Annotated in this window: 21 protein-coding genes and 2 pseudogenes; 9 read left to right on the top strand and 14 right to left on the bottom strand. The window is 38.0% G+C overall.

The features are described 5' to 3' along the window. Positions 1-165: 165 nt before the first annotated feature. Together ligA (HC728_RS06640) and HC728_RS06635 are read right to left on the bottom strand one after the other, a co-directional pair. Positions 166-1,170 (bottom strand): annotated as a pseudogene (ligA, locus tag HC728_RS06640) (NAD-dependent DNA ligase LigA); the annotation flags it as partial. 83 nt (positions 1,171-1,253) lie between these two features. Continuing rightward, positions 1,254-1,676, bottom strand: coding sequence for a hypothetical protein (locus HC728_RS06635; RefSeq protein WP_190395225.1), 423 nt, complete (start codon positions 1,674-1,676; stop codon positions 1,254-1,256). A gap of 454 nt (positions 1,677-2,130) precedes the next feature. Here HC728_RS06635 and HC728_RS06630 point away from each other — a divergent pair, with 454 nt between their 5' ends. The 3 genes from HC728_RS06630 to HC728_RS06620 are packed head-to-tail and all read left to right on the top strand — an operon-like array spanning position 2,131 to position 5,614. Continuing rightward, on the top strand, positions 2,131-3,348 hold the full coding sequence (locus HC728_RS06630; RefSeq protein ID WP_065639950.1) for a hypothetical protein: 1,218 nt from the start codon (positions 2,131-2,133) through the stop codon (positions 3,346-3,348). Continuing rightward, entirely contained in the window at positions 3,345-3,782 is a 438-nt protein-coding gene (locus HC728_RS06625) for a three component ABC system middle component (RefSeq protein ID WP_065639951.1), read from the top strand. The genes HC728_RS06630 and HC728_RS06625 overlap by 4 nt, the downstream gene beginning before the upstream one ends. Further along, on the top strand, positions 3,779-5,614 hold the full coding sequence (locus HC728_RS06620) for a DUF3732 domain-containing protein (RefSeq protein WP_065639952.1): 1,836 nt from the start codon (positions 3,779-3,781) through the stop codon (positions 5,612-5,614). The genes HC728_RS06625 and HC728_RS06620 overlap by 4 nt, the downstream gene beginning before the upstream one ends. Positions 5,615-5,693: 79 nt before the next feature. On the opposite strand, the gene HC728_RS06615 is transcribed toward HC728_RS06620, so the two are convergent. From HC728_RS06615 to zipA, 3 genes and pseudogenes are all read right to left on the bottom strand, one after another. Continuing rightward, positions 5,694-7,640, bottom strand: coding sequence for a BRCT domain-containing protein (locus HC728_RS06615; protein ID WP_065639953.1), 1,947 nt, complete (start codon positions 7,638-7,640; stop codon positions 5,694-5,696). Between the two features lie 129 nt (positions 7,641-7,769). Further along, positions 7,770-8,777: pseudogene (ligA, locus tag HC728_RS06610) on the bottom strand (NAD-dependent DNA ligase LigA); the annotation flags it as partial. Positions 8,778-8,869: 92 nt separating this feature from the next. Then, on the bottom strand, positions 8,870-9,871 hold the full coding sequence (gene zipA, locus HC728_RS06605) for a cell division protein ZipA (protein ID WP_190395224.1): 1,002 nt from the start codon (positions 9,869-9,871) through the stop codon (positions 8,870-8,872). Positions 9,872-10,155: 284 nt separating this feature from the next. Between zipA and cysZ the strand changes: the two genes are divergently transcribed. From cysZ to crr, 5 genes are all read left to right on the top strand, one after another. Further along, positions 10,156-10,908, top strand: coding sequence for a sulfate transporter CysZ (gene cysZ / locus HC728_RS06600; protein ID WP_017020321.1), 753 nt, complete (start codon positions 10,156-10,158; stop codon positions 10,906-10,908). A gap of 130 nt (positions 10,909-11,038) precedes the next feature. Next, on the top strand, positions 11,039-12,007 hold the full coding sequence (gene cysK / locus HC728_RS06595; RefSeq protein WP_017020322.1) for a cysteine synthase A: 969 nt from the start codon (positions 11,039-11,041) through the stop codon (positions 12,005-12,007). A gap of 320 nt (positions 12,008-12,327) precedes the next feature. After that, positions 12,328-12,585, top strand: coding sequence for a phosphocarrier protein Hpr (gene ptsH / locus HC728_RS06590; protein ID WP_005420435.1), 258 nt, complete (start codon positions 12,328-12,330; stop codon positions 12,583-12,585). Positions 12,586-12,640: 55 nt separating this feature from the next. Next, positions 12,641-14,365, top strand: coding sequence for a phosphoenolpyruvate-protein phosphotransferase PtsI (ptsI, locus tag HC728_RS06585; protein WP_005420436.1), 1,725 nt, complete (start codon positions 12,641-12,643; stop codon positions 14,363-14,365). Positions 14,366-14,440: 75 nt separating this feature from the next. Next, a complete protein-coding gene (gene crr, locus HC728_RS06580) occupies positions 14,441-14,950 on the top strand; it encodes a PTS glucose transporter subunit IIA (protein ID WP_005420437.1) in 510 nt (169 codons plus the stop codon). 138 nt (positions 14,951-15,088) lie between these two features. On the opposite strand, the gene HC728_RS06575 is transcribed toward crr, so the two are convergent. From HC728_RS06575 to HC728_RS06565, 3 genes are all read right to left on the bottom strand, one after another. Continuing rightward, positions 15,089-15,994 carry a Dyp-type peroxidase gene (locus HC728_RS06575; protein ID WP_005420439.1) on the bottom strand — a complete coding sequence of 302 codons (906 nt, stop codon included), beginning with the start codon at positions 15,992-15,994 and terminating at the stop codon, positions 15,089-15,091. 82 nt (positions 15,995-16,076) lie between these two features. Continuing rightward, on the bottom strand, positions 16,077-16,469 hold the full coding sequence (locus tag HC728_RS06570; RefSeq protein WP_005420441.1) for a hypothetical protein: 393 nt from the start codon (positions 16,467-16,469) through the stop codon (positions 16,077-16,079). Positions 16,470-16,485: 16 nt separating this feature from the next. Beyond that, a complete protein-coding gene (locus tag HC728_RS06565; protein ID WP_017020323.1) occupies positions 16,486-16,935 on the bottom strand; it encodes a DUF2919 domain-containing protein in 450 nt (149 codons plus the stop codon). 204 nt (positions 16,936-17,139) lie between these two features. Here HC728_RS06565 and HC728_RS06560 point away from each other — a divergent pair, with 204 nt between their 5' ends. Beyond that, a complete protein-coding gene (locus tag HC728_RS06560; RefSeq protein ID WP_005420444.1) occupies positions 17,140-17,499 on the top strand; it encodes a DUF2956 domain-containing protein in 360 nt (119 codons plus the stop codon). Between the two features lie 88 nt (positions 17,500-17,587). Here HC728_RS06560 and HC728_RS06555 read toward each other — a convergent pair whose 3' ends face one another. From HC728_RS06555 to napF, 6 genes are all read right to left on the bottom strand, one after another. Continuing rightward, positions 17,588-17,719 carry a TIGR02808 family protein gene (locus HC728_RS06555; RefSeq protein ID WP_005420446.1) on the bottom strand — a complete coding sequence of 44 codons (132 nt, stop codon included), beginning with the start codon at positions 17,717-17,719 and terminating at the stop codon, positions 17,588-17,590. Positions 17,720-17,728: 9 nt separating this feature from the next. Beyond that, the gene (locus HC728_RS06550; protein ID WP_005420448.1) at positions 17,729-18,304 is read right to left on the bottom strand and encodes a NapC/NirT family cytochrome c; all 576 of its coding nucleotides are present in this window, start codon (positions 18,302-18,304) and stop codon (positions 17,729-17,731) included. 32 nt (positions 18,305-18,336) lie between these two features. Then, positions 18,337-18,810: a nitrate reductase cytochrome c-type subunit gene (locus HC728_RS06545; protein WP_012533234.1), complete on the bottom strand. Its 474-nt coding sequence runs from the start codon at positions 18,808-18,810 to the stop codon at positions 18,337-18,339. Positions 18,811-18,885: 75 nt separating this feature from the next. Next, positions 18,886-21,375, bottom strand: coding sequence for a periplasmic nitrate reductase subunit alpha (gene napA / locus HC728_RS06540; RefSeq protein WP_012532927.1), 2,490 nt, complete (start codon positions 21,373-21,375; stop codon positions 18,886-18,888). Continuing rightward, positions 21,372-21,656, bottom strand: a complete 285-nt coding sequence (locus HC728_RS06535; RefSeq protein ID WP_005420454.1) for a chaperone NapD — start codon at positions 21,654-21,656, stop codon at positions 21,372-21,374. The genes napA and HC728_RS06535 overlap by 4 nt, the downstream gene beginning before the upstream one ends. Then, complete coding sequence (gene napF / locus HC728_RS06530; RefSeq protein ID WP_005420459.1) at positions 21,650-22,174, bottom strand: ferredoxin-type protein NapF; 525 nt, start codon at positions 22,172-22,174, stop codon at positions 21,650-21,652. Before napF ends, HC728_RS06535 begins: the two co-directional genes overlap by 7 nt. Between the last annotated feature and the right edge of the window lie 42 nt (positions 22,175-22,216).

Genomic DNA, 22,216 nt, shown 5'->3' with positions numbered 1-22,216 from the left:
AAGCGGAAAGCGTCTAATCCTGCCAAAGAAAAGAAAGCGAAAACCATTTCCGCGACAAGTGCTTTATAAAGCACCGCGCTACCCTTATAAAAAAAGAGCCACTAGCTGTTAAGCGAGCGGCATTAGCCATATAAGGCTCCTTTTTAATAACTAAAATTATTAGTCTTAATTTAATAATTCAATTAACTGTTCTTCGTTCATCACTTCAACTCCAAGCTCCTCGGCTTTCGCTAATTTAGAACCAGCTGCTTCACCAGCAAATAGAATATCTGTTTTCTTAGAAACACTACCAGTCACTTTTGCGCCTAGCTCTTGTAAAGCAGCTTTAGCTTCATTACGTTTTAATTTATGTAATGTTCCAGTAAGAACAACAACTTTGCCCGCTAATGGTTGTGGTACTGATTCATCAAGCGCTTTAATCTCAGGCCAATGGATACCCATCTCTTGTAAATCATCAATAACAGTTTTGTTATGCGGCTCTGCAAAGAAGTTTAAAACGTGTTTAGCGACGATATCACCAACATCACTCACTTCAATAAGTTGTTCAAATGTAGCTACTTGAATCGCTTCTAATGTATAAAAATGCGCAGCTAAGTTTGCTGCTGTCGCCTCACCAACCTCTCGAATACCTAACGAGTATAGAAAACGCGGTAATGTCGTCGCCTTTGCTTTATTAAGCGCATCCACTACATTTTGCGCAGATTTAGGTCCCATGCGCTCTAATACTGTCAATACACCCGCTGAAAGTTTAAATAAATCCGCAGGCGTCTCCACCATTTCTTTATCTACAAGCTGCTCTACAACTTTATCGCCTAAACCATCAACATCAAGTGCTTTACGAGACACAAAATGCTTTAGTGCTTCTTTACGTTGTGCTTGACAAACTAACCCAGCTCCACAACGAGTAACAGCCTCACCTTCTACTCTTTCAAGGTTAGAACCACATACAGGGCAATGGGTTGGATAAACAATGGCTTTACTGTCTGTAGGACGACGAGCTTCTACCACTGATACGATTTGTGGGATCACATCCCCCGCACGGCGAATAATAACTGTATCACCAATATGAACACCTAAACGTGCAATTTCATCTGCATTATGCAATGTGGCATTACTTACGGTTACCCCACCAACAAAAACAGGTTCAAGTTTCGCTACCGGTGTAATAGCGAAGTGTCACCATGCATTATCTATTTCATTTATATAAAACCCTTTAAAACTTGGAGTTAGTCGAAATTGTAATCTACCCATTCCTATATGAACTGCAGCGCATTCCTAGAATAATCTAACGAACCTAGCTTCTTTGCTGCTTGATAAATAACATTCGTTCTTTCATCAGGTTGCAATTGATCGCATGAAATCCATAACTTATTGAAAACTAGCCCAACAGCTTGAACTAGAGTTGTTACTAGTTGAAATCCATTTCGATCCTCTGAATACGATTCACCTTGGTGCTCAATCCAAGCACCAAAAAACATGAGCAAATCGCTTCTCACTTCGTCAATATGCTTGGATGTTGGGATCGAACCATCAATCATTTCCCTCACGCCCCTGACTTTTGTTTGTAGTTTGTAACCTCCAACAGCCCCTAAAACGAAACGAGTGAGAGTATTTAAAGTTATAATAAAGTCACTTTTTTCAGTGACTCGACTTGAATCTTTAACACTCCCTATCATAATTAGTTTCTTCTATGGATGGCTAAATGGACTTGAGAAAGAGTTCAAGCAAGATACAAGTGGCTTTCATCGTTCGATGCAGATTTGGCAAGCTTTAGGGTTAGTGATCTTTCATGCAAGAACACGTCTAGACTACACGCTAGAAGACTACTACGAGGCTGGTTCAGCCCTGTCAAACTTGGATTACAGCAAAAAAGCTAGTCATTGGGGACAATGCTTTGCCTTTAAAAAAGATGCAACAAACACATATTGGATAAACGCCACTGGAGGCGGTAGGACTCTTCAAGACAAGGTTGCTGAGTACTTCATCAAGATACTAAACAAAGATGACAACACAAAGAGCCTACCGTGAGATTGCATCAACTGATATTTTGATTCACATATTAAATTAGTTCCACATGCATTATTGCTTAAGGTGCAGTAATATATGCATTTTTACCTTGAGGGCTAATAGATGTGTTCAGCTAGTACGGTATCAGATGCTACTTCTGCTGATAAAAGCAGTATTGGTTTTGACTATCAATACTACTTTTTTCTATGGAAGGTACTTTGTCTTCATCCAGGCCAGAGCGCAGGCTTAGAGTACAAAGACGATGTCCATACAGATTTGGATAATGACATCCAAGTTCTCTATCAATTAAAACATACGGTTCAAAAATCAAAAGCAACTGGTAAACCAAGTAACCTCACCAGCTTAGACTTAGATCTATGGAAAACGCTCTTCAACTGGGCACAACTAATTCAAGACGAGAGCGCTGGACGAGCCCTACCTAATGAGCAATTAAATTTCCTCCAAAAAACTATTTTTGTACTGGCATCTAATAAATCTGAAACTAGAAACAATACTGTCGCATCATTTATTGATGATATAACTAATGGTGAAATACATCCTTCAAATATTAAGAATAAATTTAGTCAGCTTACTAAGGACTCAAAATCTAAAGATATAGGAAAGTATTCAGAAAAAATCCTCTCACTTTCAAACGATGTTTTATATAACTTCTTTAAGTGCGTAAAATTCGAGTTAGAACAAGACGATATAATCAAAAAATGTCATGATGCTATAAAATCCAAAATGATTGAGGATAGGCATATTGAAAGTGTTTTTAAACTCATTGACTCTTCAATAAAAGAAAGCAACTTCATTACAATAAAAGCAAACAGTAAAGTAGTTATATCATTTGATGAATTTCACAAGAGATATAGAAAGTATTTTCAACAGTTCCAAAATTCCGATTTGAAAATTTATGAATTCGAAGAGAGCCTACCTAGCGGTATGGAAAGTCTTACATTCATTAAGCAATTAATAGAAATAAACGATTTTGATACAGATGATTTAGACACCATTGTAGAATTCACTTCACTAATGCTAAAGGCACAGAAGAATATTAATAATTGGTACTCTAATGGTGAGTTAACCGATATAGAGTTAAGCTCTCTAAAGCAAAATACGCTAACAGATTGGAAAAATTCATGGCGAAGGAAATATAGAAATTTTGATGAATCATCTCACAATACCCTCGCTCTAGATCTGGTTGACAGTATGCGTTCTAAAACTATTACATATGATGTGCTACCAAACGATATAACCATATCAAACGGATACCTATATTCTTTATCTGAAACACCAGATATCGGATGGAGAAAAGACTGGGAAAAGTATAAGAAATGAGAAATCAAATAAACATGGCTAATTGTATTCTTGCTATACATTCAGTATTAGCTATATCGAGAGAAATGTCGATTGACAAGGTTTTATTGATATACCCTTTTGTCTATCAGAAACCAATGCTAAGTGCGTTGGCAAGCAAGAAAAGCAATTATAAGTCATTGGAAAAGTTATTGATTGACCACCCTGAATGGTTTTCTAATTTCGACAATATATATTACAGCACCCTGTCTTTATCAATTAACTCAATTCAATACATGAATGAAATGGAGCATATTGAAGTAAATAACGGAGTTATAACTCTAAAAAAAGAAATTCAATATGATAAAAGAATGGGCTTAGATGCGGAAAAATTATTTTCTGCTTCTAGCTTTATATCCGATTTATTAACTAAACCATCCGACCACCTCTACTTAAATTTAAGGATTACTCTATGAACTACTATATAAGCAAAATAGTAATTTGGTTTAAAAATGGTACAAATAGAGAACTAAACTTCCTACCTAATAAGGTAAATGTAATAACTGGTCGCAGTAATACAGGTAAAACTGCTATCATTGATATTATTGATTACTGTTTCTTTGCATCAAAAAGTAAAATTTCAGAGAGTACAATAAATGAAAACGTTTCATGGTATGGTCTTGAAATAAAAACCAATGATGATTTAATAACCTTCGCTAGAAAAGCCCCAAAACTATCTATAGTTTCAGAAGAGTACTACTTCACAAACGAGGTAAATAATTCATTAATTTCTCCCTACGCAAACTCTGATAAGAAAACAATAAAAACTTTTTTTGAATCAGCCTTTGGAATAACTTCTAACGCAAGAGTTAAGTTTGGTGGTAGATTTTTCTCACCAAGTTCAAAAGTTTCCGTTAGATACTTTCAAATGTTCAATACAATATCTGGAAATATCATAGAAAATGACTCTGGTGTATTTTTCGATAAACAATCAGAAGATAGATATAGAGAAGCATTACCTAGGATTTTTGACCTTGCCGTTGGTATAGAGAGCATTGAGAATATTATAAAGAAAGACAGGATTGATTATCTTGAGTCAAAGTTGAAAAAGATTGAAAGAAAAAACGACAGAATTGATAGCCAATCAGATATTTTTATCGAAGAGAAAGCCGAATTAATTAACTTAGCAAAGACTTACTCACTATTACCGAATGACATCACAGGGGACGAGGCTTGGATTAAATTATCTAGTTTATCTATCGACAGCCTAGCTGACAATAGCACTGATTCCAAAAGAGAAAAGCTAGAAAATTTGCAGTTTTCAATTTCAAATAAAATCAAAAAACTCAAAAAATTCAGCAACCAGTATGATTCATACAAAAAGTCATTAAATTCTTTAGAGAACAGGTTAAAACCTATAGAGTATCTAAGAGAAATTGACAAAGACATTATAAAAACATCAATTTTTGACGAAATTACATCTCAACTTTCCAATCAAATATCAGTAATTAAGAAAGAACGGAAAAGTAAAACTCCACTTAACATTCAAGTTAACGATCGACTATTGGATCTAGAAAATGAACTACAATTAGTTACAGAAGATCTAAAGCAATATCCAGAAATTAATCAGAATTTTTCAACCTCTAGAGAGAGGTATTTTTTCTTGGGAGAAATTTCCACAAAAGCAAAGCTTTTTAGTCATTCCAATAAAACGAACAAAACCATAGATACAAGTGAATTAGAAGAACAAATAAATAGTATTCATATTGAAGATACTAGTATAAAAAAAGAGTTGAGCTGTCGAGCTATAGAAGAGTTCATTACTGGCTACATTGAAACCGTTGGTGATTCATTAGAAAACTATAAGGATTACCTCCCTGTATTCGACTATAACAGTAAAAGTTTGGGCCTTAGAAAGCCTCGGACAACGTACATAGAAAATGTAGGTAGCAGTTCAAATCAAATGTTCTTGCATCTATTTTTCACCCTGGCAATGCACGACATAATCGAACAAAACAAATCCTCTTTTGTAGCTCCTTATATGGTAATCGATCAGCCAAGCAGACCATACTATGGAGATGAATCCGAGGAAGAGAAAAAATTATCCAGCAGTGACCAATCAAAAATAAAAAGTGCCTTTAAGTTACTTAATAAGTTTATAAGTGACAAGAAGAAAAATAACAGTAACTTCCAAATGATTGTTCTAGAACACATTCCTTGTGAACTGATAGAAAGTATGGAAAACGTGAATATTGTAGAGGTATTCAGGGATGGCAATGCTCTTGTTAGAAACGAGAACATTAGCTAGTGATTTAGTAAAGCGAAACCTGTGAAGTTCTATAGCAATCTGTCGGTAAAATGACAGATTGCTATTAAGGTTCGTAAAGTTATCCTATTAAGTTTAAATATGCTTCTTCCGAGAGTACAGTAACTCCTTTAGCTTTTGCGCTATTAATCTTAGTCTCTCCAACCTTAGTACCTGCAACGAGGTAAGTCGTTTTACCAGTAACTGACTTAGCTACCTTCGCCCCTAACGACTTAGCATGTTTTTCCATGTCTCCACGTTTACCTTGTAGCATCGTACCTGTAAATACAATAGTTATACCTGCAATTGGCGAAGAGGAACCCTCTTGTTCTGACAACTTAGGCGTAATAGCTAAATTGAACCCATGACCATACACTTTATCGAATTCTTCTTTAATAATCGCTAAACCTTCAACAATAGCTTCAGCGCTAACTTTCGCGAATCCATCAATCTTTTCTATATCTTCTACGCTTGCACTAAATAGATCTTCCAATGAATAATGTTGAAGAAGTTTCTCGCAGTTACCTCCACCTAAACGACTCACACCGAACGCAGAAAGGAAGCGCCAGTCTTCAATTTCAATACTTTGACTTGCCTGAAGCTGATCATATAAGTTCTTAGATGTCTTTTCCCCGAATCCATACATAGCGAAATGATTCGGTTTTAAGTCATACATTTGATGGATATGCTTCACTCCGAGGTTTGCTAATTTTTCGATATTTTTAGGGCCAAAACCGTCGTTATTACCAAGTGTTTTAAAAAAGTGCACCAGAGTGTTCTCTGTTTGTGCAGGACAGTCGCTCTTATTTGGACACACTAAATGATCAGACTCCCAAATAAGATGAGACTTACAGCTAGGACATGATTCTGGTATCTGAGGTTCTGTTGGCTTTATAACTTTTTCAATTTTAGGGATAACCAAGCCACTTCTTACTATTTGAAGTATTGCGCCTGGGCCAACTCCATTAATTTTGACCATATTATAATGGTGTACAGTGACTCTGCTAATCGTAGCACCACTGATTCTCGTAGGTATTAGTTCAGCAACTGGTGTTACTCTGCCAGTTCTTGAAGTTTGCGGTGTAACACTGATAACTTCTACTTCAGCAGCTTCATCATTAATCTTAAATGCAATTTGCCAGCGATGGAATTTTCTTGTTGCCCCCATATGTTCCTTTATCAAGGAATCTGTAGCCTCCAAAATCACACCATCTACATCATATCCAACAGCATTCCAGATCTTATCGATGATGTTTTCGAAGTCAGCTATCAAGTCCATATGACTACCTACCCAATCATCAATTAAGGTAAATGGGTAGAACACGCAAGCACCATCATTAATAGCTTCTAAAACTCGTTCATCAACATTCTTTTCTGCGATAATGGCAGCTTGTATATTTCGCGAGTTTTCGAAAAGTTGACTTAAATTTGCCTCAAAATATGCTTTGTCGATAACGATCTCACCAGCACCTAAGCCTCTATCTCCATTTTTAGCTACTTTTAGACCACGTTCAAATGCTCTTGATACATCCTGACCTTTTACACCATCGCCACGTGTATAGAGCCTTTCTCCGTCATCGTAGGCAGCATAACCATCTAGTTTAGGAGTAACTCTAATCTCGATAGCTTTTGTATCAATGTTTAGCTCTTCAGCGGATTTTAGGATTCTATCGAGCCACTTCTCAATTTCTTCTTTTGAATATGCCTTATCTGTGGACAACATCTTTTGAGGTAAAGCTACTGTTTTGCTCGAGCTCAATACTTCAGACTCTACTGAAGTAATGTATGGGTGATTGGGATTTTTAGAGGCAAATGCTTCTCTGTATAAATCGTAAAGAGAGTCTTCAACTACAGGAAAACCTGAACGATACAAAGCATTCGCAACCTTAAGCAAGGCAAGTAACTCTTCATCGTCAAGTTCTTCGATACTATTGTTACTAATAGCAACTTCTAACCTGTTTAAATCAATATCTACTTCCAGATCTTGTATGATGGATAGTTGAGTATCGTTAAACTTAAATTCTGTCATTATTTACTACCAATTGGTTCTTTATTCTGCTTTAGAAATGAGCTGAATATTTGTAATATTATTTCTCGGAAAGGATCAACTTAGTAAGTAAAGCTACCTATTTGAAACACTACTTACTAAGGTGACACCTATTGCGCCAGTACGGCCGACTTGGAATTCCACATCATTTAGAACGGTTAACTCTTCTTGTGCAGGAAATTTATAAGCAATCGCCCAACGAGGTGCTCGTGCAACAAAGCCCAGTTGTTCTTGAAGCGCAATGTCATCAACTTTTATTACTACACCGTCAATTTCATATTTCAGAGCATCACGACGCTTAAGTATGTCTTTATAATACGCTTTAACTTCTGTCAATGAATGACATTGCTTAGTTTCTTCACACATTGGAAGACCCCAGCTTTTTAATTGAACAAAACGCTGGTAATGGCTTGTTTCTAATTCACCACCTTCAATCACCCCAACACTGTATGCATAAAAACTAAGTGGGCGGGTTGCTGTTATTTTTGAATCTAATTGACGCAAACTGCCTGCTGCAGCATTACGTGGATTTGCAAATGGTTTTTCACCACGTTTTAACGCTCTCTCATTTAGCGCTTCAAAACCGGCTTTAGGCATAAAGACTTCACCACGCACTTCTAAACGTGTTGGCCAACCTTCACCTTGCAGAGTTAATGGAATACAACGAATAGTTCTTACGTTTTCAGTAATATTTTCACCTGTTGTACCATCTCCACGCGTACCAGCTTGAACTAACTTACCATTCACATATAAAAGGCTAACCGCTAAACCATCCAACTTAGGTTCACAACAAAATAGAGATACAGGTTTTGAAATAAGGCGGTCGTTCATTCTTTTTTCAAATGCTTCTAGCTCTTCATCACTAAACGCATTATCCAAAGAAAGCATAGGGATCTCATGTTGAATCTGAGTAAAGCCATCTAAAGCCTCTCCTCCAACTCGTTGACTTGGTGAATCAACAGTAACTAATTCAGGATGTTCAGATTCAATAGATAACAATTCCTGCATCATTCGATCATATTCAGCATCTGGTAGCTCAGGGCTATCTTCTACATAATAGCGATATGCATGGTAATTAAGTTGTTGCTTCAACTCATCTAATGTCTGTTCAATACTCATGATTCATCAACTTCTTTTTTCGGTTATTCTTAAAATAAAAAAAAGGCTCATGATGAGCCTTTCTCATTAGTTCTAATTCTATAGCAGATAGGCTATTTACGGCAGAATACTTTTACACGCTGCTTATATTCATCAATTTTATTTGGTGTCAGCATATCGCGTTTCTCATCCAGAACGTTACCACCTAATTCTGAACTTACCATTTGGGCCGTTTGTAGCATCAACTTAAAGTTATGCTCCGCATCACCATAGCATGGAAGCGGTAAGAAGAAAGAAATCCCTGGTGTTGAGAACTCTTCACCTTCAGGTACTTGGAAATGTCCAGGTGATACCATATTCGCGACACTAAATAAGACTTTTCCAGCGCCAGATAAATCAGAGTGACGGTGATAAATAGCCATATCACCAAATACAAGACCATTTTGCTCTAAACTATTAAAGAGACGATTACCACTGAATCTATCACTTCCCATACCATGGACATTAATTACAATAACATCCTCTTCTGGTTCTGGTTCTGGTTCTGGTTCTGGTTCTGGTTCTGGTTCTGCAATAATAATTTCAGGTTCTAAGTAAGTCGATGTTTCAGGAATATCGACCTTAGCTTGCATAGGCTCTGGTTGAGTTAACACTTCGTCATCAATAGCAGAAAAAGAGATGGTTGGTTCTTCCCTTTTAACTGGTGCAGCAACAGGCTTAGCTTCTGGTTCAATACGACCTACTGCTGGCTCTTGTACTTGCTGTACAACCGGTTGTGGTTGAGCTTGCTGTACCGTTGGTTTTTCTTGTTCTGTAAACTTATTTGATTCAGACGAAACCGTACCTTCAAATAATGGGTCATCAGAAGTAGGAACCTCTTCTCGAGCAAAAGCAGGCTCTTTTCGTTCTTTCTGAACAACCACGTCTTCTTTTGGCTGATCAAACCCACGCATAGGAGCAGCTTGTTCATCATCAACGTCTGAATCAAAATCTATGTCTACTTTCTTTCCAAATTTTGAGCTCGTTTCTTTTCGACTTGTCCACAAGCCATGAAACAATAATGCCGCAATGGCCAATGCTCCAACAAGTATCAACACTAATCGCAATTCTTGCATCGTTAACTCTCTGCTCTTCTGCTTTATTGAGCTTTCTCTTAAATAAAAAATAAGAAAGCTTATATCAACTATCATATGAATGTAGTTTAGTTATTATCACTAATCTACCACTACTTTCCTGTAATGTACCAAATAATAACCCTATTGTTGAATAACAAAATGAAAGTGGTGACATAAATCTTACATTTGAACTGTTTAGTGGAACTTTATTTGCTCATATTTCATTTATTTGTCTCAAATTTTGAGTATAGTGAACTCAACATCCACACAGTAAAATACAAATTATGAATTCGTTTAAACAATCTCAATCTGGGGTTCAATACTTTTTAAAAGGCATTTCATTAGCAATGACACCAGGCTTGCGTCGATTTGTTTTTATCCCTTTATTAATTAATTTCTTATTGCTTGGTGGCTCTTTTATTTACTTATTTAATCAAATTGGTAGTTGGATTGACCAAATTCTAGCTCAGATTCCAAGTTGGTTAGATTGGTTATCTTATTTATTGTGGCCTTTAATTGTCATCAGTATATTGGCCGTCTTCTCATACTTCTTTAGTACATTAGCGAACTGGATTGCCGCTCCTTTTAATGGATTACTTGCTGAACACCTTGAAGCTAAATTGACAGGTCAACCTGCACCAAATGGCGGAATATTAGATGCTGTGAAGGACTTACCTCGCATCTTCAAACGTGAATGGCAAAAATTGAAATACTATATACCTAAAGCATTAGGTCTATTTATTCTCTTTTTTATCCCTGCAATAGGTCAAAGTATTGCACCTGTTTTATGGTTTTTATTTACCGCTTGGATGATGGCTATTCAATATTGTGATTATCCATTTGATAACCACAAAGTGCCTTTTGAAACAATGAGAGATGAGCTAAAAACAAAACGTGGCAAATGCTTATCCTTTGGCTCTCTTGTAACACTTTTTACCATGACGCCAATCTTAAACCTATTTGTTATGCCAATCGCAGTTTGTGGGGCAACCGCTATGTGGGTTGATGTTTACCGTGATACACATAAAAACCGTTAATCCATAACTTATAACCTTTTGATCCTTTCTCATTTTAGAAACTCTTCGTATTCTAGTTGTGTTGAGTTACTCAAATTGAGTTAAAAATAATTTATATAATCACGCTGACCGTGAAATGAAGGAACAGATCATGACAAAGATTTACGAAGATAATTCTCAAACTATTGGTAATACCCCACTTGTTCGCCTAAATCGCGTAAGTAAAGGTAACGTTTTAGCCAAAGTAGAAGCACGTAACCCTAGCTTTAGTGTTAAATGTCGTATTGGCGCAAACATGATTTGGGAAGCTGAAAAAGCGGGCACATTAAAAGAAGGCATTGAATTAGTTGAACCAACATCAGGTAACACAGGTATTGCTCTTGCTTTCGTAGCTGCCGCACGTGGTTATAAACTAACACTAACAATGCCTGCCTCAATGAGCCTTGAGCGTCGTAAGCTACTTAAAGCATTAGGGGCTAACCTTGTATTAACAGAAGCACCTAAAGGAATGGGTGGTGCCATTGCTAAAGCAGAAGAAATTGTTGCAAGCGATCCAAGTAAGTACCTACTACTTCAACAATTTAATAACCCAGCAAACCCTGCTATTCATGAAAAAACAACTGGTCCAGAGATCTGGGAAGCGACTGAAGGCAATGTTGACGTATTCGTCGCTGGTGTTGGTACTGGCGGTACATTAACAGGTACAAGTCGTTACCTAAAACACACTCAAAATAAAGCCGTTCTGTCTGTGGCAGTAGAGCCCGCTGAATCACCGGTAATCGCTCAAGCGTTAGCTGGTGAAGAGATCAAACCGGCACCTCATAAGATCCAAGGTATTGGTGCTGGCTTCATTCCTGGTAACCTAGATCTAACACTAATTGACCGTGTTGAAGCAGTCACATCTGAAGATGCTATTGAAATGGCACGTCGATTAATGGAAGAAGAAGGGATTCTTGCTGGTATTTCTTCTGGTGCAGCAGTAGTTGCAGCTAATCGTATCGCGGAGCTACCTGAATTTGCTGATAAACAAATTGTTGTTGTGTTACCAAGCTCTGGTGAGCGTTACTTAAGTACAGCATTATTTGCAGGCTTGTTTACTGAACAAGAAAATGAGCAATAAATTTGTAACATCTATGTGTTCAAATCAATTTTTTATCCAAAAAAGCCCCTTCTGGGGTTTTTTTGTTGATTTCATTTCCCTCCTTAGTAATAATCAAGCCACTTTATTTTTAGGTGTAAAATAATTACACTCGAATACAAAGTAACAATTTTGAACTAGCTTAATATTACAAAATAAGAAAGAATGTATAAATTACTGTCGTTAACTAATTTCGTTGAAGATAGATTGTTTCTAGGTCTATGATGTGCGAAAGTACGTGCGCAAACCGAATTGGTTAACGACACTAATTTCAACATAAAATATAAATCGGGGTATACACAATGTATTCACAAGACGTAGTAATCACTGCAGAAAACGGCCTTCACACTCGTCCAGCGGCTCAGTTCGTTAAAGAAGCAAAAGGTTTTGATGCAAAAATCACTGTTACTTCTAACGGTAAAAGTGCAAGTGCTACTAGCCTTTTCAAACTACAAACTTTAGGTCTAACTAAAGGTACTAACGTAACTATCTCTGCTGAAGGCGCACAAGAGAAAGAAGCTGTAGACCACCTAGTTAAACTAATGGACGAGCTGCACTAATCAGCTTTTCTTTATTATTTTCATTCTCTAATTTGATCAATTTTAAGGTAAAGCTATGATTTCTGGCATTCTAGCATCTCCAGGTATTGCTTTCGGTAAAGCACTACTACTTCAGGAAGATGAAATTGTCCTAAACAAAACTCCAATCTCTGATTCTCAAGTAGAAACAGAAGTTCAACGTTTCTTTGATGCTCGTAATAAGTCTTCTGAGCAATTAGAAGCTATCAAAGCAAAAGCGCTAGCAACTTTCGGCGAAGAAAAAGAAGCTATTTTTGAGGGGCACATTATGCTTCTTGAAGATGAAGAGCTAGAAGAAGAAATCTTAGCCCTTATTAAAGATGATAAAATGGCTGCAGACTTTGCTATTCACTCTGTAATTGAAGAGCAAGCGTGTGCACTAGAGTCATTAGATGATGATTATCTAAAAGAGCGTGCTACAGATATCCGCGATATCGGTAGCCGCTTTGTTAAAAACGCACTAGGCATCAACATTGTTTCACTAAGTGACATCAATGAAAAAGTAATCCTAGTTGCTAACGACCTTACTCCTTCTGAAACAGCACAAATCAACCTAGACTACGTTCTTGGTTTTGCTTGTGACATCGGTGGTCGTACATCTCATACATCTATCATGGCGCGTTCTCTTGAGCTTCCTGCTATCGTTGGTACTAACGATATCACTAAGCAAGTGAAAAATGGCGACATGCTAATTCTTGATGCGGTTAACAACAAAATTGTTATCAACCCATCAGAAGCTGAACTAACTGAATCTAAAAAAATCCGTGACGACTTAGTTGCAGAAAAAGAAGAGTTAGCAAAACTTAAAGACCTACCAGCTATCACTCTAGATGGTCACCAAGTAGAAGTTTGCGGTAACATCGGTACAGTTAAAGACTGTGACGGTATCATTCGTAACGGTGGTGAAGGTGTTGGTCTGTATCGTACAGAATTCCTATTCATGGATCGTGATGCACTTCCTACTGAAGAAGAGCAATATGTTGCTTACAAAGAAGTAGCAGAAGCGATGCATGGTGAGCCAGTGATCATCCGTACTATGGATATCGGTGGTGATAAAGATCTACCATACATGGATCTTCCAGAAGAAATGAACCCGTTCCTAGGTTGGCGTGCGGTTCGTATCAGCTTAGACCGTCGTGAAATCCTACGTGACCAATTACGTGGTATTCTACGTGCATCAGCACACGGTAAGCTACGCATCATGTTCCCAATGATCATTTCTGTTGAAGAGATCCGTGAACTGAAGAAAGCAATTGAAGAATACAAAGCAGAACTTCGTGCTGAAGGTCATGCATTTGACGAAAGCATCGAGATCGGTGTAATGGTTGAAACTCCTGCAGCAGCAGCGATTGCACACCACTTAGCTAAAGAAGTGAGCTTCTTCTCTATCGGTACTAACGACTTAACACAATATACTCTTGCTGTTGACCGTGGTAACGAAATGATTTCTCACCTATACAACCCTCTATCTCCAGCGGTTCTGCTTGTAATCAAGCAAGTAATCGATGCTTCTCATAAAGAAGGCAAATGGACTGGTATGTGTGGTGAGCTAGCAGGTGATGAGCGTGCAAGCCTACTTCTTCTAGGTATGGGCTTAGATGAGTTCAGCATGAGCGGTATTTCAATTCCTCGCGTTAAGAAAATTGTTCGTAACGCAACGTTTGCAGACGTTAAGAAGATGGCTGATGAAGCTCTTCAAATGCCTACTGCAGCAGAAATTGAAGCACATGTTGAAAAATTTATCGCAGAAAATACTAAGTAATAGTATAGTTGCAAAGAATTAAATATAGCCACTAAGTTTAGTGGCTATTTAATATAAACTTTAGGGAGCTACACAATGGGTCTGTTTGACAAAATTAAAAGCGCATTTTCTTCTGAAAGCGCTGACGCTGGTGCAATCGACATCATCGCACCTCTTTCTGGTGAAATTGTAAACATCGAAGATGTGCCAGACGTAGTGTTCGCTGAAAAAATCGTTGGTGACGGTATTGCTATCAAACCTGCTGGTAACAAAATGGTTGCTCCAGTAAACGGTACAATCGGTAAAATCTTTGAAACTAACCACGCTTTCTCTATCGAATCTAACGACGGCATCGAGCTTTTCGTTCACTTCGGTATTGATACAGTTGAACTTAAAGGCGAAGGCTTCACTCGTATCGCTGAAGAAGGTCAAGAAGTTAAAGCTGGTGACACTATCATCGAATTCGATCTAGCGGTTCTTGAAGAAAAAGCTAAATCAACGCTTACTCCAGTTGTTATCTCTAACATGGACGAAATCAAAGAGCTTACTAAGCTTTCTGGTGCTGTTACTGTTGGTGAATCTCCAGTTCTTAAAGTAACTAAGTAATCGTTAATAGATAACTTTAGTTAATTAAAGACAAAAAAAGGCCGCTGTTTTCTAAAGATAACAGCGGCCTTTTTGTATCTATTCGGCTAATAATAGTAAGTACCATTAACGTCAACAGTACTTACTTTAACCCACAATTTATTTAACCGTCAGCTCTGCAAACATCTCTTGTGATGGAGCAAAGAAATAGCCGCCAGTTACTGCATCTGTAAAACGTAATAGTTGATCAGTTTTTCCATCGACTTCTCCGTACATGCTATCAAGCATTACTTGGAAATTATGAACGGTTTTACAGTAAGCGATAAACAGTAAGCCATGATCGCCAGAAACCGAGCCGTAAGGCAAGCTGTGACGTAAAATCTTCACACCCTTACCATTCTCCTTAATATCAACGCGACCTACGTGTGAGGCTGCTGGAACATCATCTAACTCGATTGAATCTGGTTTCGTGCGGCCAATAACTTTTTCTTGTGCAGAAACAGACAAACGATTCCATGCTGGTAATTTATGTACAAAGCGTTGGCACATCATATAACTACCGCCAGCAAACTCACCATCAGCAATCAATGCCACTTCAGCGCGAGCTTCATTTTTTGGGTTCTCTGTACCATCAACGAAATCCGTCATATCGCGTGAATCAAGGAAACGAAAGCCCGATACTTCTTCTTTAATTTCTACATGCTCAGAAATCACATTCATTAATTTACGTAAGATATAAAAATGTAAATCATGACGATTTGAGTGAAGGTGAATTAATACATCACCATGCGTTGCAGGGGCAATAATATCGCCTTTTCCTAATTGCTTAAATTTAGCCAATTCAGAAGGCATAGGTGCAGATAACGTTGACCAGAATTCAGCACCAAAAGAAACTGCGCTACTTAAGTTCGCGTCTGGCTGATTTTCATTTAATTCAATGATCAAAGCGGGAAGCGTTTGCAGCTGTTCCAATACAAGCTGAGGATTACTTTTAATATTTAATGTAACGTATAATGCAAATCGATCTGGTTCTGGCAGTAGAGCCGTTTGAGGAGTGTAAGACATGAACTCAGTTCCTTTCTATTTTGAATTAACTGAGTCCATTATATGCAATAAAACATAAGATTGTTTGATAAAAAATAAGAGTTTATGAAGAAATTACTTCCACTGAAAGTTTCACTGTTTCATTTACTGATGAATCAGAGACCATATATGACTCCTGATTATTTAACTTCGTAATAATCGTTGGTGCACATAGTGTTCTGATCTTACCTTCACCCTCTTCTTCTGTTACTCGAAAAGCAATTTCTACATTTTCAGCATCAATGTTTTTTAGCTCCGCCCAAGCCTGCACTTGAGATTGCTTATCTATTGAATTGAAAACTAATGTCTCTTCACCTAAAACAAGAGAAGCCGATGAATTTGTTATGCGTTGTAAATCTGGTCGATTAATTTCAACCCCTAAATCCAATTGCCAATCCGCCATTGCTAGCGGGCTTAATAACGCACTAAATAATAATGCACCTGTTGATAGATCCATTGTCTGCCCCCTCTCATTAAGTCAGACTAAAGCATATCTTTACTCGTTTACTGCGACATAAAAATATAAGAAACCAGCTAAGAAGTAAGATAATCATTGCACTTCCTGGCTGAAACTCTCCTCGATTAACAATAACCGATTGAATTAACATTGAAAGGTCAATTACAACCATCACAATGGTTAGCCACCTGCCTTGCTTCCAAAGAGTCAGCATAAAAGGCCGTGTGGGCTTTTTGAAACTGCTTAACCACATATAAAATAATATAGGTAGACTTAAGCATAAACTCGTATACAAATGCGCATGGCTAGGATAAAACAAGGCTAATAAATCGGTACCTTGCTCACGACTCGCGCCAGCCATAACAAAAACCACAACAGAACGAATTAAAATCGCCCATCCAAACCACAACCAAAGAGGTGGCTTTAACCACCCATTTTCATCATATGCATCAAAAGAATACTGCATATTTCTACCTTAAAATTAACTAACAACCTTCTCAGTAGACTTGTTCAGCTTACTGAAATGTTTAAAAATAACGATTGGATAAAATTAAAACTTTGAGCTAGATACACCTCAAAGATCAAAATCTATATTGCCGTCACACTTTGTATCGTTTACCTTTCAGTAATGTGTGAATATAAACTCAAATAAAAATAGTTAAGAGCAAATATGACAAACTACAAAAAAACAAAAGATTCCGTCTCAATCGAGTCTCAACAAGAAGCAATGAAGATAGCTAAAGCTACACAAAAACCAGCTCAAACAAAAGAGCAAACTAAATTGATTGCACAAGGAATCGAAAAAGGCATTGCTCTTTATAAGAAACAACAGAAGGAAAAGGCAAGAGAAGCGGATAAGCAAAAGAAAAAAACGCAACGAACCAAGCAAAATAACGTAAAACTGTCCGATATAGAAGATAAACAAGCACAACAAGAATACATTAATAACGAATCAAACAAAGCGCTACCATGGATCTTACTTGCTGTCAGTTGGGCCGCCTTCATTTATTATACGGTTTTAGGATTTTAATCCTGCCTCAAATTTCGACATATAAAAAAAGAGATGGGCATATCATACCCATCTCTCTATTCATCGAGTTGATTCGTAATTTAAACGATTACTCTTTATCTGATTTCAATGACAATAGCCAAATTGAAAACACAGATACCGCAGCAAAACCGCCTAGAATAATAGCTGGCATCGCAGCGTAACCTAGAGTATGCCAAATCACTGATTCTAATGTACTCATGCTATCTCCTTACCAACCTTCAATACCAGACATATCAGGTAATTTATGTGCGATGCCTTTATGACAATCTACACACGTTTTTTCACCTGATGCTAACGCCGTTGAGTGTTGTTTCGCACTGCGTGGGCCTTGCTCTGAGAAATCCATATAATCAAACTCATGACAATTACGACATTCTTGAGAATTATTCTCTTTCATTCGATGCCATTCGCGCTCAGCCAAGTGAGCTCGACGTTCTTTAAATTTCTCTTCAGTATCAATCGTTTTCGTCACATAGTGAGCAAATAACTCTTTCGATGCCTGTACTTTACGAACAATCTTATCTGTCCAGTTATGCGGAACGTGACAATCAGAACAAATAGCACGGACACCTGAACGGTTTGAATAGTGAATCGTCTCTTGGATTTCCTTAACAATTGGTGCGTGACAACCAGAACAAAACTCTTCTGTATTGGTTGCTTCCATACCCGTGTTAAATGCGCCCCAGAAAAGCAAGCCGCCCATAAAGCCCATAAATAGAACAATGCCTACTGCTGCTTTACTAGGAGACGAAAAACGCTTCCAAAATGCTTTTAATAATTTCATGTATAGCCTCTCTTAACTTTATTGGCTATCGACTAGCGCAATGAGTCCACACGTTCAAATTCGTTCTCTACTAGTGGTTTTGCATCCGCTTGAGGAACGTGACATTGTAGACAGAAGTAACGACGAGGAGATACATCAGAAAGCACTGCATCTTCACGGTTTACGTAATGAGTCACACTAATCTTAGTTGCCCCCATTTCTTTTGCATTTTTCCAACTATGACAAGACAAACACTTATTGGCATTCAACGATACTTCATAGTTACGAATCGTATGAGGAACCAAAGGTGGTTGATATACATAATCACTATCTAAAGCGTGATCACGTGGAAAACGCTTAAAATCATCAGCTGGACGTGTTGTTTCTAACTCTGAAGCACCACGTAATGATTCAACACCACCAATGCCACCTGGATTATGCAGCTCAGAACCTTGTTCTGCTTCTGCTTGTACTGCGCCAGTGAACAATAGTCCTGCTGACATAAGCGCTATAATGAACTTTTTCATTCTAATTTCTCCGCCTTAAGGCAAACTCTAAAACAAGTCACTAGCCAGTAGACTAGCAACTCATCAATTTATTAATTAAGCAATTTTAGTGATTTTAACTGGACACTTCTTAAAGTCTGTCTGCTTAGATAGCGGATCAGTTGCGTCTAGAATCAACTTGTTAATTAAGATGCGAGCATCAAAGAATGGTACGAATACCAATCCTTCTGGCGGACGGTTACGGCCACGAGTTTCAACACGAACTCGTACTTCACCACGTTTGTTTGAGATTAGAACTTCATCTCCACGACGTAAATTACGTTTTTTCGCATCTGCAGGATGGATATAACAAAGCGCATCAGGAACGGCTTTATACAGTTCAGGAACACGACGAGTCATGGTACCTGTATGCCAGTGCTCAAGAACACGACCTGTACATAACCACATATCAAACTCATCATTTGGTACTTCAGGTGGCGCTTCATATGGTGCAGAGATAATTAAGGCTTTACCATCAGGTTTACCATAGAAATCCCAGTCTGATCCTTTCTTCGCATATGGATCTGAACCTTCTTTAAAGCGCCATAGCGTTTCTTTACCATCAACAACAGGCCAGCGTAGACCACGAACTGTGTGATAGGTATCGTACGGTGCTAAATCGTGTCCATGACCACGACCGAAACTTGCATATTCTTCAAACAGACCTTTTTGAACATAGAAGCCTTGAGCTTTAGCATCATCATTAAGCTCTTGCGCTTCTGATAATGGGAAGGCATCAACTTGACCATTTTTGAACAAAATGTCATACATTGTTTTACCACGGTATTCAGGCGCTTTTGCTACTAGCTCTTCGCCCCACACTTCTTCAACTTTGAAGCGTTTTGAGAACTCCATGATTTGCCATAAATCTGATTTTGCTTCGCCTTTTGCTTGTACTTGTTGATACCAAGCTTGAGTACGACGCTCTGCGTTACCATAAGCACCTTCTTTCTCTACCCACATTGCGGTTGGTAGAATCAAGTCAGCCGCTTGTGCAGTTGCTGTTGGGTATGGGTCTGAACATACAATGAAGTTTTCAGGATTACGATAACCCGGTAGACGTTCAGTGTTGATATTTGGACCGGCTTGCATGTTGTTGTTACACATAACCCAGTAAGCATTGATCTTGCCATCTTTTAGCATGCGATCTTGAACTACAGCATGAGCACCAGGCTTACCATTTAGAGTACCTTCAGGTAGTTTCCAAATTTTCTCAGAGATAGCACGGTGTTTAGGGTTAGCAACCACCATATCAGCAGGTAGACGATGCGAGAACGTACCAACTTCACGAGCAGTACCACACGCAGATGGTTGACCTGTAAGAGAGAATGGGCTGTTACCAGGAGTTGCAATCTTACCAGTAAGTAAGTGAATGTTATAAACAAGGCTGTTCATCCAAACACCACGAGTATGTTGGTTCATACCCATTGTCCATAAAGACATTACTTTTGTTTTTGGATCTGCATATTGTTTAGCTAGAGTAATCAGATCCTCTTCCGATACGCCTGACATTTCAGATGCTTTTTGTGCCGTATAAGGAGCTACTGATTTTTTATACTCTTCAAAGCTAATTGAAGACATTGCACCTGAGTTAGGGTTTGCCGCTTCCATTTGAATAGGATCATCATCACGTAAACCGTAACCAATATCCGTCGTCGCTTGTTTGAAGTTCGTATGTTTATTAACGAAATCCCAGTTAACTGCATTATTTTGGATAATGTAGTTAGCAATGAAGTTAGCAATAGCAAGGTCAGATTGAGGTTCAAAAATATAGCCTTTATCTGCTAATTCAAATGAACGATGGTAGTACGTTGATAATACATTAACTTTTACATGAGGATGGCTTAAACGACGATCTGAAATACGAGTCCATAATACTGGGTGCATTTCTGCCATGTTTGAACCCCACAGAACAAACGAGTCTGCGTTTTCAAAATCATCATAACAACCCATAGGCTCATCGATACCGAATGTACGCATAAATGCACCTACAGCAGATGCCATACAGTGACGAGCATTTGGATCAATGTTGTTTGAACGGAAACCCGCTTTCATCAGCTTAACCGCTGCATAGCCTTCCATTACTGTCCACTGACCAGAACCAAACATACCAACACCTGTTGGACCATGTTTTTTCAAAGCCGCTTTCCATTTTTCAGCCATGGTATCTAGAGCAACATCCCAAGATACGGGAGCAAAGTCACCATCTTTGTTATATTGGCCGTCTTTCATACGCAACATTGGCGTTTGAACACGATCTTTACCATACATAATCTTAGAAAGGAAATAACCTTTAATACAGTTAAGACCTTTGTTTACTGGTGCTTCAGGATCACCTTGAGTCGCGACTACGCGACCATTTTGAGTACCAACAAGTACTGAACAACCTGTACCACAAAAACGACAAGGCGCTTTATCCCATTTAATTTTTGTTTGGTCAGAACTAACGATTAAATTTGTTGCTGAAGCAGGTAGCGTAACCCCTGCAACAGCTGCAGCCGAAGCTGCTGCGTTTGCTTTAACAAACGCACGTCTTGTCATTTTCATGATTCATCCTCACATTGCGAATCAAAGTGCTCGATTTGGTGAAATACTAAAGCGACATTTAGTACGTCTTCGAAGTCATTTATTTTATCGATTGAATCGGTGATATATCCTTGGTTTTCAGTTTCAAGAACAACAATAATCTTGCCCTCTTCACTTTCTCCATATATTTCCGTATTCGGCAGTGCTAATATTTTTTCTTTTGTTATTTCAAGTGACTCAGGTCTTACATGAACCACTAAGCTTGAAATATGAACTTCATTTTCAGGCAAATTCTCTAACATGATGTGCTATCTTCCAGTGTCATGCTGATAGCAGATGTAGGGCAAACAGCAACACAGCCACCACATCCATTACAGGCATCAAAATTAATTTTAGGTTGAGCTACGCTGCCCAACTGAAGTTGAAAACGAATGGCTTGTGTTTCACACATATCGCTACAACTTCGACATTCCACAGATTTTTTCGCTAAACAGTTTTCATTTATAGATATTTTATGAGAGAAAACAGGCTCAGCAGTTAAATCAAATAAAGCTTCAGGACAGCTATTTGCACAGCCTTCACAAAAAGTACATTCACCTTTTGTAAAATCGACGATAGGAAACCCACCATCCCCTTTAACAATAATATTTTCTTCACATGCATTAATGCACTTTTCACATCGAGTACACTTTGACGTAAAAACTGATTCATTTTCTACCCAAGGCAATCGCTGTTGTGTTAACGGATTTATTTTTTTTTGAGAAGATAAACGGCGAAAAAATCCTCGCTTAGAATGGTCAATTGCATTATCTTGACTCATCTATTCATAACCTCAGTTATTCATTAACATTTTTATATGTTG

The sequence above is a fragment of the Aliivibrio sp. S10_S31 genome, from assembly GCF_014694495.1.
GTDB lineage: Bacteria > Pseudomonadota > Gammaproteobacteria > Enterobacterales > Vibrionaceae > Aliivibrio > Aliivibrio fischeri.
This window is presented reverse-complemented; position numbering and strand designations above follow the sequence as displayed.

Bases quoted from the DNA above. Each gene is read 5' to 3' on its own strand.
- HC728_RS06635 (WP_190395225.1), bottom strand. From the start codon at position 1,676: ATGATAGGGAGTGTTAAAGATTCAAGTCGAGTCACTGAAAAAAGTGAC.
- HC728_RS06630 (WP_065639950.1), top strand. From the start codon at position 2,131: ATGTGTTCAGCTAGTACGGTATCAGATGCTACTTCTGCTGATAAAAGC.
- HC728_RS06625 (WP_065639951.1), top strand. From the start codon at position 3,345: ATGAGAAATCAAATAAACATGGCTAATTGTATTCTTGCTATACATTCA.
- HC728_RS06620 (WP_065639952.1), top strand. From the start codon at position 3,779: ATGAACTACTATATAAGCAAAATAGTAATTTGGTTTAAAAATGGTACA.
- HC728_RS06615 (WP_065639953.1), bottom strand. From the start codon at position 7,640: ATGACAGAATTTAAGTTTAACGATACTCAACTATCCATCATACAAGAT.
- zipA (WP_190395224.1), bottom strand. From the start codon at position 9,871: ATGCAAGAATTGCGATTAGTGTTGATACTTGTTGGAGCATTGGCCATT.
- cysZ (WP_017020321.1), top strand. From the start codon at position 10,156: ATGAATTCGTTTAAACAATCTCAATCTGGGGTTCAATACTTTTTAAAA.
- cysK (WP_017020322.1), top strand. From the start codon at position 11,039: ATGACAAAGATTTACGAAGATAATTCTCAAACTATTGGTAATACCCCA.
- ptsH (WP_005420435.1), top strand. From the start codon at position 12,328: ATGTATTCACAAGACGTAGTAATCACTGCAGAAAACGGCCTTCACACT.
- ptsI (WP_005420436.1), top strand. From the start codon at position 12,641: ATGATTTCTGGCATTCTAGCATCTCCAGGTATTGCTTTCGGTAAAGCA.
- crr (WP_005420437.1), top strand. From the start codon at position 14,441: ATGGGTCTGTTTGACAAAATTAAAAGCGCATTTTCTTCTGAAAGCGCT.
- HC728_RS06575 (WP_005420439.1), bottom strand. From the start codon at position 15,994: ATGTCTTACACTCCTCAAACGGCTCTACTGCCAGAACCAGATCGATTT.
- HC728_RS06570 (WP_005420441.1), bottom strand. From the start codon at position 16,469: ATGGATCTATCAACAGGTGCATTATTATTTAGTGCGTTATTAAGCCCG.
- HC728_RS06565 (WP_017020323.1), bottom strand. From the start codon at position 16,935: ATGCAGTATTCTTTTGATGCATATGATGAAAATGGGTGGTTAAAGCCA.
- HC728_RS06560 (WP_005420444.1), top strand. From the start codon at position 17,140: ATGACAAACTACAAAAAAACAAAAGATTCCGTCTCAATCGAGTCTCAA.
- HC728_RS06555 (WP_005420446.1), bottom strand. From the start codon at position 17,719: ATGAGTACATTAGAATCAGTGATTTGGCATACTCTAGGTTACGCTGCG.
- HC728_RS06550 (WP_005420448.1), bottom strand. From the start codon at position 18,304: ATGAAATTATTAAAAGCATTTTGGAAGCGTTTTTCGTCTCCTAGTAAA.
- HC728_RS06545 (WP_012533234.1), bottom strand. From the start codon at position 18,810: ATGAAAAAGTTCATTATAGCGCTTATGTCAGCAGGACTATTGTTCACT.
- napA (WP_012532927.1), bottom strand. From the start codon at position 21,375: ATGAAAATGACAAGACGTGCGTTTGTTAAAGCAAACGCAGCAGCTTCG.
- HC728_RS06535 (WP_005420454.1), bottom strand. From the start codon at position 21,656: ATGTTAGAGAATTTGCCTGAAAATGAAGTTCATATTTCAAGCTTAGTG.
- napF (WP_005420459.1), bottom strand. From the start codon at position 22,174: ATGAGTCAAGATAATGCAATTGACCATTCTAAGCGAGGATTTTTTCGC.